Origin of the sequence: Actinomadura decatromicini (genome assembly GCF_008121305.1) — a bacterium.
GTDB lineage: Bacteria > Actinomycetota > Actinomycetes > Streptosporangiales > Streptosporangiaceae > Spirillospora > Spirillospora syzygii.
This window is the reverse complement of the sequence record NZ_VSRQ01000008.1, coordinates 245,019-258,345: the sequence shown is the minus strand read 5'-3', so window position 1 is coordinate 258,345 and position 13,327 is coordinate 245,019. Positions and strand designations below refer to the sequence as shown.

12 protein-coding genes are annotated in these 13,327 nt (G+C 70.5%); all 12 read right to left on the bottom strand.

Features of this window, described 5'->3' with window-relative positions:
* Window positions 1-21: 21 nt before the first annotated feature.
* Complete coding sequence (locus FXF68_RS34005) at window positions 22-462, bottom strand: Zn-ribbon domain-containing OB-fold protein (RefSeq protein ID WP_148766623.1); 441 nt, start codon at window positions 460-462, stop codon at window positions 22-24.
* A gap of 50 nt (window positions 463-512) precedes the next feature.
* Entirely contained in the window at window positions 513-1,688 is a 1,176-nt protein-coding gene (locus FXF68_RS34000) for a thiolase domain-containing protein (RefSeq protein WP_067887870.1), read from the bottom strand.
* Window positions 1,685-4,018, bottom strand: coding sequence for a CaiB/BaiF CoA-transferase family protein (locus FXF68_RS33995; RefSeq protein ID WP_148766621.1), 2,334 nt, complete (start codon window positions 4,016-4,018; stop codon window positions 1,685-1,687). The genes FXF68_RS34000 and FXF68_RS33995 overlap by 4 nt, the downstream gene beginning before the upstream one ends.
* Window positions 4,015-4,821 carry an enoyl-CoA hydratase/isomerase family protein gene (locus tag FXF68_RS33990; protein ID WP_148766619.1) on the bottom strand — a complete coding sequence of 269 codons (807 nt, stop codon included), beginning with the start codon at window positions 4,819-4,821 and terminating at the stop codon, window positions 4,015-4,017. The genes FXF68_RS33995 and FXF68_RS33990 overlap by 4 nt, the downstream gene beginning before the upstream one ends.
* A 60-nt stretch (window positions 4,822-4,881) precedes the next feature.
* A complete protein-coding gene (locus FXF68_RS33985; RefSeq protein ID WP_148766617.1) occupies window positions 4,882-5,304 on the bottom strand; it encodes a Zn-ribbon domain-containing OB-fold protein in 423 nt (140 codons plus the stop codon).
* A 32-nt stretch (window positions 5,305-5,336) separates the two neighbouring features.
* The gene (locus tag FXF68_RS33980; RefSeq protein ID WP_148766615.1) at window positions 5,337-6,467 is read right to left on the bottom strand and encodes a thiolase family protein; all 1,131 of its coding nucleotides are present in this window, start codon (window positions 6,465-6,467) and stop codon (window positions 5,337-5,339) included.
* A gap of 67 nt (window positions 6,468-6,534) precedes the next feature.
* Window positions 6,535-7,215 carry a GntR family transcriptional regulator gene (locus FXF68_RS33975; protein WP_148766613.1) on the bottom strand — a complete coding sequence of 227 codons (681 nt, stop codon included), beginning with the start codon at window positions 7,213-7,215 and terminating at the stop codon, window positions 6,535-6,537.
* A gap of 73 nt (window positions 7,216-7,288) precedes the next feature.
* Window positions 7,289-8,344 (bottom strand): ABC transporter ATP-binding protein, encoded by a 1,056-nt coding sequence (locus FXF68_RS33970; RefSeq protein ID WP_148766611.1) that lies wholly within the window; start codon window positions 8,342-8,344, stop codon window positions 7,289-7,291.
* Window positions 8,341-9,336 carry an ABC transporter ATP-binding protein gene (locus FXF68_RS33965; protein ID WP_148766609.1) on the bottom strand — a complete coding sequence of 332 codons (996 nt, stop codon included), beginning with the start codon at window positions 9,334-9,336 and terminating at the stop codon, window positions 8,341-8,343. Before FXF68_RS33965 ends, FXF68_RS33970 begins: the two co-directional genes overlap by 4 nt.
* 124 nt (window positions 9,337-9,460) lie before the next feature.
* Entirely contained in the window at window positions 9,461-10,402 is a 942-nt protein-coding gene (locus FXF68_RS33960) for an ABC transporter permease (protein WP_222870209.1), read from the bottom strand.
* A gap of 14 nt (window positions 10,403-10,416) precedes the next feature.
* Window positions 10,417-11,361 carry an ABC transporter permease gene (locus FXF68_RS33955; RefSeq protein WP_222870208.1) on the bottom strand — a complete coding sequence of 315 codons (945 nt, stop codon included), beginning with the start codon at window positions 11,359-11,361 and terminating at the stop codon, window positions 10,417-10,419.
* Between the two features lie 81 nt (window positions 11,362-11,442).
* The gene (locus tag FXF68_RS33950; protein WP_187438241.1) at window positions 11,443-13,029 is read right to left on the bottom strand and encodes an ABC transporter substrate-binding protein; all 1,587 of its coding nucleotides are present in this window, start codon (window positions 13,027-13,029) and stop codon (window positions 11,443-11,445) included.
* Between the last annotated feature and the right edge of the window lie 298 nt (window positions 13,030-13,327).

Below are 13,327 nucleotides of genomic sequence, written 5' to 3'. Positions count from 1 at the left end.
CGCTCACGGTCCTCGCCACCCTCAGTCCTCTGTGCTCGTGCTCACCGGGCGGAAGCGGGGCAGCGCGCTCCCGTGCCCGGTGTCGTCGAAGACCACCTCGACCGCGTCCCCGATGGCGACCCGCTCGACGTCGCAGTCGACGATGTTCGTCATCAGGCGGGGGCCCTCTTCCAGCTCCACGTACGCGAGGACGTACGGGGTCACGCCCTTCCAGTCGCCCCCCGCCCGCCGGACGACGCTGTGGGAGTAGACGACGCCGCGTCCGCTGAACTCCTCCCACCGCGTGTCCGTGCTGTGGCAGAACGGGCAGATGGGCCGGGGGTACCAGATCGCCTCGCCACACGCCCCGCAGCGCTGGCCGAGGAACGTGCCCTCGGCCGCCGCCTTCCAGAACTCCTCGGTGTCCGGGGTGACCGGCGGCTTCGCGGTGGGAAGGGTCGGGTTCCGCCTTACTTCACTCATGCGCTTCTTCTGCGGGGGGACGACCCCCCGCTCCCCCCGGTTCGCGTCGCTCATGCGCTTTCCCTTCCAAGAATCATCGTCGCCGCGCGCATCCGAGTGCCGAGGTCGCCGCCGTTGCCGTGGACGAGGGCGATCTCGCAGTCGGGCACCTGCACGCCCGGGTTCGCCTCGCCGCGGAGCTGCCGCACCGCCTCGATGATCTTCGTGATGCCGCCGCGGTGCGCCGGGTGGTTGTTGGCCAGGCCGCCGCCGTCGGTGTTGAACGGCAGGCGGCCGTGGGGGGCGACGAGCGCGCCGTCCATCACGAAGCGCCCGCCCTGGCCCTTCTCACAGAAACCGAGGTCTTCCAGGATCTCCAGGACGGTGATGGTGAAGCTGTCGTAGACGGACACGTAGTCGACGTCCTGGACGCTCACCCCCGCCTGCTGGAACGCCCGGGGACCCGACCAGACGGCGGGCGTGTAGGTGAGGTCGACCCGGCCGCCGTTGGTCAGCTTCCCGGCCTCGCCCTGGCCCATGATCCGCACCGGTTGCCGCTTCAGGGTGCGCGCGACCTCGCGGCTGACCACGACGACGGCGCCGCCGCCGTCCGTCACCACGCAGCAGTCGGCACGGTGCAGCGGGTCCGCGACGAGCGGGGAGTTGACGACGTCCTCGACCGTCATCACCTTCTGCAGGAACGCGTTCGGGTTGTGGGACGCGTGGATCGACGCCGCGACCTTGATCTCGGCGAGCTGCTCGCTCGTCGTCCCGAACTCGTACATGTGCCGCTGCGCCGCCAGCGCGTAAGTGCTGACCAGCCCGGCGCCGGTGTACATCGCCATCTCGAAGGCGTCCTCGGGACGGGCCGGCCCGCCGCCGCCCGGCTGGACGCCCGTGCGCGGCTTGCCCGCCAGCGTGATCAGCGCGACGCTGCACTTCCCGGCCGCGATCGCCGCCGCCGCGTGCGACACGTGGTAGATCGGCGAGGCGCCGCCGCTCTCGGTCGAGTCCATGTAGGTGAGGTTCCGGAGGCCGAGGTACTCGGCCATCGTGACCCAGCCGCCGCCGTACCCGGGCGCGTCGTGCCCGCAGAAGAAGCCGTCGACGTCGTCGAGCGTGAGGCCCGCGTCCGCGACCGCGCCGAGCGCGACCTCGGCGTGGATCTGCGCGAGCGACTTGTCCGGCAGCTCCCGGCCGGGATGCTCGTACGCTCCGATGATGACGGCGGCGTCGTTGGCGTTCATGTCGATCCTCCGGGACGCTGGGACGGCACTTCGGTGTGCTCCTTCTCGGGGACGTGGCCGGGCAGGCGGCCGTCGCGGACTTCGGTGTCGTGCTGGCCGAGGCGGGGCGCCGGACCGGGCGGCGGCGGCTCGTGGCCGGCCAGCCGCAGCGGGAACCCCTTCTGCCGGGGCGGCCCGTCGAGGAAGACGCGGCGGCGCGCGAAATGCGGGTCCTGGGCACGTTCCAATGCCGACAGGACAGGCGCGGACGGTACCCCGGCCCTGTTCAGCTCGGTCACGCACTCCCCCTTCGAGCGCCGCCGCGTCCAGGCGGTGACGGCGGCGTCCACCTTCTCGCGGTGGTCCGCCCACCAGTGGGACGGCTTCTTCGCCAGCCGGTCGGCGCCGACCAGCGCCGCCAGGGCGGCCCGTTCGGCGTCGGTGCGGCAGGCGATCGCGACCCACTGGTCGTCTCCGGCGCAGCGGTACACGTCGTGCGGCGTGCTGCCGGGACGCCGGTTGCCGGTCGGCGCGGGGACGGTGCCCGCGTCGAGGTATTCGATGACGCGGTCGGCGAGCGTCCAGCTCACCAGCTCGCGCTGGGACACGTCCAGGTACGTCCCGCGCAGGTCCTGGACGACGCAGTAGGCGATCAGCCCCGCGCCGAACAGGGATACGAGCTGGTCAGGATAGTTGATGTCGGCGGACGACCACATGGGGCCGTCCGTCCCGTAGCCCGTGACGGACGCCAGCCCGGAGAGCAGGTCGAGCGTCGAGCCGTAAGAGCGGGTGCCCGACTCGGGTCCGGACTGCCCCTGGCTGGACAGCGACAGGTAGATCAGCCGCGGGTTGACCTTGCGCAGCGTCGCCGGGTCGATGCCGAGCCGCTCGGTCACGCCGACCGTGAAGTTCTCGATCAGGACGTCGGCCCGCGCGACGAGCCTGCGCATCTCCGCCCGCCCCGCCTCGGACTTGAGGTCGAGCGTGATGCCCAGCTTGCCCGCGTTGTTCGACTGGAAGAGCGGGGACTCCTCCATGGCCTCGGCGTCCTCGGCGGCGGGCACCGGCCACACGCGGAACGCGTCCGGCCGGTCCATCGACTCGATCTTGACGACGGTCGCGCCGTAGTCGGCGAGGAGCCGCCCGGTGGCGGCGCCCGCCGTGATCGTGCCGAGGTCGAGGACGACGACGCCCGCGAGCGGCGCCCGGTCGGCGCCGTCCGAGCCGGGTTCGGGGTTCCGCGGGCTCGGCACGAGCGCCTCGGCTTCGAGGCTCGGCGGCGGGCCGAACCGCCAGGGCAGGCCCTTGACCGGCGCCAGCCGGACGCGGCCCTCGGCGTCGGTGATGAACGATCGCGCCCGGTACTGCGGGTCGGACGCGAGGTCGGCGAGGTTCGCGCAGTATCCGAACGGCAGGCCGAGCCGCTGCGCGCGCTCGTACATCTCCCGTTTGGGAAGCTTCGCGGCCCACCGCTCGACGACCGCCCACCAGGCGTCCCGCAGCTCCCAGCGCGCCTGGTCGGTGCTGAGCAGCGGGTCCTCCAGCGCCGGGTGGCCGACGAGTTCGACGACGGCGTCCCACTGCTCCGGCTGGAAGATGAACCCGAGCCAGCCGTCGGCGGCCCGGACGATGCGCCAGCGCCCGCTGTTCGTGCCCGACCGGGTCTGGACCTGGCCGGTCTCCGCGTGGACGACGTCACTCTTCCAGTCGATGTAGGCCGCCGCGTCGCAGAGCGCCACGTCCACGGCGTCGCCGCCGGGCCGCCGGAGCGCGAGCATCGCCCCGTAGAAGCCGACGAACGCGCCGGTGTGCGCGGCCTGCTCGCCGCCGAGGCTGAGCGGCGGGCGCTCCGGCTCGCCGACCATCGCGGCGAGGCCGCCGTAGCTCTCGGCGAGCAGGCTGTCGCCGTGGACGTCGGAGCGCGGGTCGGACGCGCCGTAGAGCGTGATCGACACGACGGTCAGCCGCGGGTGCGCGGCGCGGAGGCGGTCCGGCGCGAGGCCGGTCTCCGCCGCCCTGGTGGGGCCGAGGTCGGTGATGAGGATGTCGGCGGCGGCGAGCAGCCTGTCAAGCCGGTCCCGGTCCTTTTCGAGGTCGAGGATGACGCTCTTCTTGTCGGCGTTGTACGCGGCGAACGCGTAGCTCATGCCCTCGGAGTCGACCGGTTCCCGCGTGCGCATCGGGTCGCCACCGGGCGGTTCGCATTTCGTCACCGAATGGCCGAGCCCGGCGAACAGCCTGCCGCAGATCTGCCCGGCCGCGCCCTCGGCGAGCTCGACGACGCGCAGGAGCCGCCCCCGCCCTCGGAGGGCCCCGTTCTCGGACGCGCCGCCCTCGGCTGGACGGCTCATCGGGCGCCTTCGCCGGCGCGGCCGACCGCCATGCGGTGCGTCGCGTGCGGGTCGTCGAGGACGTCCGTGCGCGCCGTGATCTGCGACCGGACATCCTCGCCGTATTCGAGGGCCCGCGTCCAATCCGAGATGTACATGGGAATCTGGTGGAGGGCGCGTTTCGCCCAGGTCAGCGTGACGCCGTTGTGGCGCGCTATCCGCTCCGCGAGCGCCAGCGCGGCGGCGGGCAGTTCGGCGGCCGGGACGGCCTGGTTTACCAGGCCCCATTCGGCGGCCGTCGCGCCGGTGATGCGGTCGGCGGTCAGCACCATCCACGCGGCGCGCTTCGCTCCGAGCCGCAATTGCGTCGACGGTCCGGCGAGTCCGGGATAAAGACCGAAACCGACCTCGGGCATTCCGATCGGAGCGTCGTCGGCGGCGATGGCGAGGTCGCTCGAATTGATGAGCGTCAACCCGCCGCCGAGCGCGAACCCGTTGACCGCCGCGATGACGATCGCGGAATGCTGCCGGATCCGCTCCTGGACGGCGAGCCAGCTCGTGCGCCGTCCCGCGCCGCGGCGGTCGGCGTCCATCTCCTCCTCCGCCGACTCCTTCAGGTCGACGCCCGCGCAGAACGCCGGACCGGCGCCGGTCAGCACGATCACCCGGACGCGGCCGTCGCAGCGGTCGAGGACGTCGAGCAGCGCGGCCCGCGCGGCGCGGCTCATCGCGTTCCGCTTCTCGGGGCGGTTCAGCGTGATGCGCGCGACGCCGTCCGACAATTCCTCGTACCGGACGAGTTCAGGGTCAGCGATCGAATCCATGGGAAATACAACCTCACCTATTCGGAGCGGACGCGGCGGGGGGCCGGGCCGGCGGCGCGGTCATCGCGGGTCCGCCTCGGCACTGAACCGCAGGACGGCGCGACCGGCGGCGTCCGGCCGGAAGACCGCGCGGACGGGCTGGTCGAGGCGCGGTTCCGGCGACCCGTCCGTGAGCGTGCTGATCACGAGCGGACCTTCGGCGAGCCGTACGTAGACGAGCCGGTAGGGGACCTCGTCGGCGAACGCGGCGAAATACTTCTGGTGCATCGTGCACCACGACCAGATGGTCCCGGTGCCGCTCACTGCCTCCCAGGACGCCGAGCCGGAAAGGCACTCGGGGCACACGGGCGAGTCGGGGAAGCGGTGCCGCCCGCAGTCGGCGCACTTCTGCAGCCGGAGCTCTCCGGCGGCGCAGCCGTCCCAGAACGACTGGTTGCTCGGGGTTATCTCGGGGAGGAGTTTCGCGTAGGCCGCGACGTCCATCGGCTCGCCCTTTCCAATCGGCTCTGGTCGGCTCAGTCGGCAACGAGAACGTGCGCTGTCACGATGGGCGAGACGCACATGTACTGCGCGGTTCTACAGTTCTCGACCTGCCGTTCACCGGCCTCGCCGCGCAGTTGCCGGACCGCCTCCACATGGAGCGCGAAACCCTGCATGTAGCTTTCGCTCGTGTGCCCGCCGGACGTGTTGAGCGGGCGCTCGCCGCCGAGTTCGATACGGCCGTCCCGGACCCATTCCCAGGCGCCGCCGCGCGGCGCGTGACCGAAGCCCTCCAGGGTGAAAAGGATCGTGGGCAGAAAATTGTCGTAAACCTGCATGCAGTCGATGTCGTCCGGGCCCATCCCGGCCTTCTTGTACAGTTCCTCGGCGACGGCGGCACTCGTCGAGTAGTAGAAGTCGGGGCTGATGTAACTGCGGCTCAGTTCGGCGCGGCCCGCCGTCGCCGCGACCCGCACGGGCTTCTTGCGGAGCCCCCGGGCGCGGTCGGCGGTCGTCACGATGAACGCGACCGCGCCGTCGTTGATGATGCAGTAGTCCAGTTTGCGGAGCGGCTCGGCGATGAACCGGGAATCCATGTACTCGTCGCGGCTGATCTCCTTCTGGAAGACCGCGATGGGATTGCGGGCGCCGTTCGCTCGGTTGTTGACGGCGAGCGGAGCGAGCGCGTCCTCGGGGGCGCCGTAAAGGGTGCTGTACCGCTGGTACATCATCGACACGTAGGCCCCGGTGGACGTCATCCCGTACATGGCGTCGTAGGCCCCGGCGGGGTCGGCGTCCCCGCCGCCGTATTTCAGCCCGGCCGTCCTGCCGTTCGTCGCGTAGACGCACGCGACCATTTCCGCCGTGCCCGACTGGACGAGCGCGTACGCCTCCTGAAGGGCGACGCCGCTCATCCGGCCGGTGCCTTCCAGGTCGTGGACGAACGCCGGGCCGGTGAGGCCCGTCATCTCCCCGAACCTGCCGTATCCGATGTTGATGCAGAGGAGCCCGTCGATGTCGCGCTTGTCGGCGCCGCAGTCGTCCAGGGCGTCCCGGAACGCCTCCGCGGCGAGCTGATAAACGTCGTTCGGACGGCCCTTGTCCGCGTAGAGCCGCCGGAAGTCCGACGACCCGACGCCGACTATGGCCACGTCCTTTTCAGGCATGACGAACCCACCCTCGTACTCGTACCGGTGTGGCTCAACGCCACGGTGTCGTGGTGTGTCGTGGCCCCTACTTGGAGGGCTGCTGCTTTTCGAGGATCTCGACGGCCTCCAGCGCGGCCTTGGCGGCGGCGCGGACGTGGCGGTGCGCCGCCTCCGCCGCCCGCTCCGGCGACCTCGACGCGATCGCCTCGGCGAGGTCGAGGTATTCCTGCCGGGACGCCTCGTGCCGTCCCGGAATGGTCACCGAAAGACTGCGCAGCGCGTGGATCCGGGTGTGCAGCGGCTCCAGCATCGACTTCAGCAGCGAATTGCGGGCGCCCGCGAGGAGCAGCTCGTCGAATTCGTATATCGCCTGGAGGCGCTCTTCGCCGGAGGGGCGCGGCTGCACCTTCTCCACGAGCTCGGCGACCTCCTCGTCGGTGGCGCGCAGCACGAACAGCTCGGCCGCGGCCGGCTCCAGCGCGTCCCGCACCTCGTAGATCTCGCGGACCTCGGCGCTGCCCAGCCGGGCGACGCGGACGCCGCGGCTCGGCGACGGCTCCACCAGGCCGAGCGTCTGCAGGTGCCGCATCGCCTCGCGCACGGACGTCCGGCTCACGCCGGTCAGTTCGACGAGCTCGCGCTCGGTGAGCTGGCGGCCCGGAGGGAGCAGGCCCGCGGCGATCGCCTGGCGGATGCGCCGGACGACCATCTCCGGGACGGACTCGGTCGGGCGGTCGATCAGCAGGTCGAGCTTCGGATCGGTCACGGCAGTCCTTACTACTTTGTCTGACGTACTACAGACTACGTGCGCCAGTATATGTCGGTCAATGTGGGGCGAGTCACGGCCGCGAATTGACGTCGAGTTCGTTCAGCGAGGCGCCCGACAGCGCCGGTCCGCTCGTTTGCAAATGGCACGCCACCTCCCCGCCGCCGTCCACCGCGGTGTGCTCCGGCATTCGCTGCCTGCAGACTTCCATGACGAACCGGCAGCGGGTTTGGAACGGGCACCCGACCGGCGGATTGGCCGGATCCGGTAGATCGCCTTCAAGGACGATCCGCTCCGTTTTCCGGCGCGGATCGGGGATCGCCGACAGCAATGCCCGGGTGTACGGATGCGCGGGCGCGGAGTAGACCCGTTCCGCCGGACCGGTCTCGACGATCCGGCCGAGATACATCACCCCGACCCGGTGCGAGATGTGCCGGACGACGGCGAGGTCGTGCGCGATGAACAGATAGGTCAGCCGGAACTCCGCGCGGAGCCGCTCCAGCAGATTGATGACCTGGTTCTGGGTGGAGACGTCCAGCGCGGAAACGGCCTCGTCGCACACGATGAAGCGCGGGTTCAGCGCGATCGCCCGCGCGATGGCGAGGCGCTGCCGCTGCCCGCCGGAGAACTCGTGCGGATACCGGTCGGCGTAGCTCGCCCGGAGCCCGACCATCTCGATCAGCTCGTCCACCCGGGCGCGCGCCGCCTTCGCCGACATCTTCTCGTGGACGAGCAGCGGCTCCGCGATGCTCGCCGCCACCGTCGCCGACGGGTCCAGCGACGAGTACGGGTCCTGGAACACCATCTGCATGCTCCGCCGCGCCCGCCGCAGGCTCCCGCCGCGCAGCGCCGTGACGTCCTGCCCGGCGACGGTGATCGTCCCGCCCGCCGTCGGGACGAGCCTGAGCAGCGCCCGCCCGGTCGTCGACTTGCCCGACCCCGACTCGCCGACCAGCCCGAACGTCTCGCCCTCGGCGATCTGGAAGGTGACGTCGTTGACCGCGCGCACCTGCCGCGCGGGGGCGAGCGTCCGCCGCTTACGGAACACGACGCTGACGCCGCGGGCGTCGACGAGCGGCCCGTCCTCGGCCGCGGGCCGCGCGGCCCCGGTGGATTTCGTGAAGGTCATGGGGAACCCGCCAGGTGCAACTGCTCGATTCGGCAGCAGCGGCTGCTGCGGCCCGGTTCGACGGTCCGGAGCGCCGGCGCGGCGGCGCACTCCTCGCCCGCGTGCCCGCACCGGGGGCCGAACCTGCACCCCTCCGGCATGCGCCACGGCTCGGGCGGACGGCCCGGGATCGTCGGCAGCTCCTTCCCGCGCACCCCGAGCTGGGGCATCGCGTTCAGCAGCCCCGCCGTGTACGGGTGCTTCGGCGTGTCGTACAGGTCGAGCGCGGGCGCCGTCTCGACGACCTCGCCCGCGTACATCACGACGACCCGGTCGGCCAGCTCAGCGACGAGCCCGAGGTCGTGGGTGATGAAGAGGATCCCGCAACCCGTCTCGTCGCGGAGCCGGGCGAGCAGCGCGACGATCTGCGCCTGCACCGTCACGTCGAGGGCGGTGGCGGGCTCGTCCGCGATCAGCAGCTTCGGCTCGCAGGCCAGCGCCATCGCGATCATCGCCCGCTGCCGCATCCCGCCGGAGAACTCGTGCGGGTAGTCGCGGACGCGGCTGCCCGCGTCCGGGATGCCGACGAGGTCGAGCATCTCCGCGGCCCGCGCGAACGCGGCGCGGCGCGTCCCGCCCTTGTGCCGCCGGTATCCCTCGGCGATCTGGTCGCCGATCGTGAACGCCGGGTTCAGGCTGGTCATCGGCTCCTGGAAGATCATCGAGATCTCGTTGCCGCGGATGTCGCGCAGCTCCTTCGGCGGCATGCCGACGAGGTCGCGGCCCCGGTACCGGACGTGACCCGCGGGCGTCCGCGCGTACCCGGACGGCAGCAGCCGCAGCACCGACAGGCTCGTGACGCTCTTGCCCGACCCGGACTCCCCGACCAGCCCGACGATCTCGCCCGGCCCGACGTCGAACGACACGCCGTTGACGACGTTCGTCCACCCCCGGTCGGTGAGGAAGTCGACGTGCAGATCCTCGATCTCCAGCAGTGTCCCGTCGTCCGTCATGACGCCCTACCTTTCCGGAGGCGTCCTGATCCTCGCTTCGCTGCGGTCATGACGCCCTGCCCCTCTGGGGAACGCCCCCCAGACCCCCGAAAGGGGAAGCGTCCTGATCCTCGCTTCGCTGCGGTCATGACGCCTTCCTCGTCTCGCGGCCGAAGGCGTCCCGGAGGCCGTCGCCGATCAGGTTGAAGCAGAGCGTCGCGATCGCGATGGCGATCCCGGGGTAGACGGCGAGGGACGGGTTGGTCCGCATCTCCAGGAACGCCTGGCCGAGCATGCTGCCCCAGCTCGCAGTCGGCGGGAGGGCGCCGAGGCCCAGCAGGCTGACCGTCACCTCGGCCAGCAGCGCCGACGCGAGCAGGAACGACAGCTGGACGAGCGCCGCGGGCATGATGTTCGGCAGCACCCGTTTCCGCAGGATCGTCAGGTGCGGCGTCCCGATGCTGGTGGACGCCTCGATGTACACCTCGCGGCGGACTTCGAGGGTGCTCCCCCGCACCACCCGGTACATGCGGGGCGCGTACACGATGCCGAGCGACACCATCGCGGTCGTGAGCCCCGGCCCGACCATCGCGATGATCGCGATCGTCAGGATGATCGCGGGGAACGCCATCAGGATGTCGGCCGCGCGGTCCAGCAGCCAGTCGACGATCCCGCCGAAGTAGCCGCTGACGAGGCCGAGCGGCAGCCCGATGCCGGTCGCGATCGCGACGGCGAGGGCGGCGGCGGCGAGCGACACCCGGCCGCCGTGCATGAGGCGGGTCAGCGTGTCGCGGCCGAGGGTGTCGGTGCCGAGCCAGTGCTCGGCGGTCGGGCCGGACAGCCGGTCGCTGATGTCGACCTGCGCGGGCCCGTAGGGGGCGATGAGCGGGGCCGCCGCCGTCACGACGATGATCGCGAGCAGCAGCAGGGCGCCGACCACGGCCGACCGGTTCGACCGGAACCGGCGGACGACGGCGCGCGTCCTGGACACCGGCTCGATCGGGTCGGCCGCCTTTCCGGCGTCCTTGCCCGTGTCCTTGCCCGCGTCCGTGCCGGGCGGCGCGGCGACCGTCTTCCGGATGTCCACGCTGTCACTTTGAGTCATGACATTTTGACCTTCGGATTGAAATAGCCGTACGACAGGTCGACCGCCAGGTTGACGAGCATGATCAGGACAGCGGTGATCAGCAGAATTCCCTGCACCATCGGGAAGTCGCGGGAGAACACCGAGAAATAGGCGAGCTTCCCGACTCCGGGAAGGGCGAACAGCTGCTCGATGACGACGGTCGCGCCGATCAGCCGGTTCGCCTCGACGCCGAACGCCGTGACGACCGGGACGGCGGCGTTCTTGAGGACGTGCTTGACCGCCACCCGCCGCGGGTGCAGCCCTTTCGCGACGGCCGTGCGGATGTAGTCCTCCTGCATGACCGAAGTGACGGCGGCCCTGGTCTGCCGGGCGACGACCGCCGTAGGGACGGTCGCGAGCGAGAAGGCGGGCAGGATGAGATGCCCGAGCCAGTCGAGCGGGCTGTCGGTGAAATTCACATAGCCGACGGCCGGAAGCGTCCGCATCTGGATGGCGAAGACGAGCACGAGCATCATGCCGACCCAGAAATAGGGCAGCGCCATGAACGCGCTCGCGGTGACCGTGGACACCCGGTCCACCCAGCTTCCGGGACGCAGCCCGGCGGCGAGGCCGAGCGCGAGGCCGAGCACCGCCGCGATCAGCAGGGTCAGCCCGACCAGCGACAGCGTCACGGGGAACCCGTGCGCGATCGCCGACCAGACGCTCTGGCTGTCGACGAACGACGTGCCGAGGTCGCCGTGCAGGACGTCGGTGAACCAATTCCAGTACTGGACGAGGAACGGGTCGTCCAGCCCGAGCTGCTCGCGGATCGCCTGGATCCGCTCGGGCGTCGGGTTGCTTCCGGCCAGGGCCACCTCGGGCCCGCCCGGCACCAACGCGATCAGGCTGTAGATCAGGAAGCTGACGATGACCAGCAGCGGGACCATCGCCAACAGCCGGACGCACAAGAACCGCAGCACGCCGGGAACCTCCGTTCTTTACGGGGTGGTCGTCCCCGGCCGGGCCCGCGCGGGGCCCGGCCGGGGACCGCTAGCGGCGCGTCACTTCCTGATCGCGACGCCGCGGAACTGGCGGGACCCGTCGACGTAGACCTCGACGCCCATGACCTTGTTGTTCATCGCCAGCGGGGTGTTCAGGTGGCACAGCGTGACCGGCGAGGCCGCGTCGTCGTGGGCCGCCTTGAAGAGCTGCTTGTAGATGGCGGCGCTGCTCTCCCGGTCCTCCGCGCCCTTGGCCTTCGCGGCGAGGTCGTTGATCGTCGGGTTCGAGTAGCCGCCGGGGTTGCTGAATCCGTCGGGCAGGTAGTACGAGGCGACCTGGATGCTCGGGTCGGCGTCCGCCTTCTGCTGGACCATGATCGCGTCGACGGACTTGTTGACCGAGAAGCCCTCCATCAGCTTCGGCAGCTCGACCGGCCGGATCGTCATCTTGACGCCGATCTCCTGGAGGTTCGCCTGGATGAGCTCCGCGACCCGCTGGTAGGCGTCGAGGTTGTCGGTCTCCAGCGTGAACTCGAACCCGTCCTTCACGCCGGCCTTGGCGAGCAGTTCCTTGGCCTTCGCGGGGTCGTACTTGTAGGCGTCCGGGGTGAGGCTCGGGTCGGAGGCGTAGTAGGTCGACGGGAACATCTGCACGCCGGGCTGGCAGAAACCGCCCTGGAGTTCGTTGACCGCGTTACGGTCGATGGCGTAGTTCAGCGCCTGCCGGACTTCCTTCTTGTCGAACGGCGGGCGCGCGACGTTCAGCGCGATGGTGAAGCTCGCCAGGCTCGGCTTCTGGCAGACGGCGAGTTTCCCGTCCTTCGCCGGCTGGTACATGGCGGACCGCAGGAATGTGGCGTCGGCCGATCCGGTGACGGTGGCGTTCAGCCGCGCATTGTCGTTACTGGAGATCAGGTACACCATTTTGGCGACGTTGACGGCCTTCGGGTCCCAGTAGTCCTTCACCGGGGTGTACTCGACCTTGGTGTTGGGCTCGTAGGCGCTGACCTTGAAGGCGCCCGACCCCCCGGTGGGCGTCCGGCCCTGGCTCGGGTCGTCGAAGACGGCGGGGCTCATCATCATGCCCGCCGAGCTGGACAGGATCCCGATCAGCGGCGCGGCGCCCGTCTTCGTGCGGACCTTCACCGTCGAGGCGTCCGCGACGTCGACCCCCGTGACGTCGCTCAGCGCCTGCTTGTTGAAGCTCTTCGCACCCCGGTGCCGGTCGAGGTTCGCCTTGACGGACGCGGCGTCGAACGCCTTTCCGTCGTGGTACTTCCATTTGTCGATGAGGTGCAGCGTCAGGGTCTTGCCCTTGTCGCCGATCTCCCATTTCCTCGCCAGCATCGGCTGCGGCTCGCCGGCGGCGTCCATGCGGATCAGCGTGTCGTAGACCGGATACAGGTACATCCAGCTGTTGCTGGTCGTGATCTTGTCCGGGTCGAAGCTCGTGTTGGCGACGCTGTACATCCAGGTGAACGTCGCGCCCTTGTCGATCGCCGCCTGGTCGACCGGCGGGCAGGCGACGTCCTGCTTCGGCTTGGCCGCACCCGTGCCGCCGCCGCCCTCGTCGCCTTGGTCGGCGCTACACGCGCTCGCGATCATCAGGAACGCCGCGGCGGCCGCGACGATGAGCTGTTTCCGCATCTTGGGGGGTCCTCCGAACCAGGAACGTGGTGATGGAAAACGCGGTGAAGCGGGAAAAACGCCGTCCGAGCAGAGCGGTGCCGGATATCCGAGTGGGGCCCGATCGCCCGCAGGGTCACTGCGTCCGGAGGTGACGGGCCGATCGCTCGCGGGGGGTCGGCCCCGCGGGGGGTGGGTGCCGCGGTGCCACTGGGTCGCGGTCGAAGTTTGTACTTTGTCTGATGAATGAGAACATACGTAGACTCGTCCGTCAAGGAAACGGCGGAGGGCTCCCGAACGCATGCGAAAGGCCGCACCG

Excerpts from the sequence above, each read along its gene's own strand:
- FXF68_RS34005 (WP_148766623.1), bottom strand. The coding sequence starts at position 462 with ATGAGTGAAGTAAGGCGGAACCCGACCCTTCCCACCGCGAAGCCGCCG.
- FXF68_RS34000 (WP_067887870.1), bottom strand. The coding sequence starts at position 1,688 with ATGAACGCCAACGACGCCGCCGTCATCATCGGAGCGTACGAGCATCCC.
- FXF68_RS33995 (WP_148766621.1), bottom strand. The coding sequence starts at position 4,018 with ATGAGCCGTCCAGCCGAGGGCGGCGCGTCCGAGAACGGGGCCCTCCGA.
- FXF68_RS33990 (WP_148766619.1), bottom strand. The coding sequence starts at position 4,821 with ATGGATTCGATCGCTGACCCTGAACTCGTCCGGTACGAGGAATTGTCG.
- FXF68_RS33985 (WP_148766617.1), bottom strand. The coding sequence starts at position 5,304 with ATGGACGTCGCGGCCTACGCGAAACTCCTCCCCGAGATAACCCCGAGC.
- FXF68_RS33980 (WP_148766615.1), bottom strand. The coding sequence starts at position 6,467 with ATGCCTGAAAAGGACGTGGCCATAGTCGGCGTCGGGTCGTCGGACTTC.
- FXF68_RS33970 (WP_148766611.1), bottom strand. The coding sequence starts at position 8,344 with ATGACCTTCACGAAATCCACCGGGGCCGCGCGGCCCGCGGCCGAGGAC.
- FXF68_RS33965 (WP_148766609.1), bottom strand. The coding sequence starts at position 9,336 with ATGACGGACGACGGGACACTGCTGGAGATCGAGGATCTGCACGTCGAC.
- FXF68_RS33950 (WP_187438241.1), bottom strand. The coding sequence starts at position 13,029 with ATGCGGAAACAGCTCATCGTCGCGGCCGCCGCGGCGTTCCTGATGATC.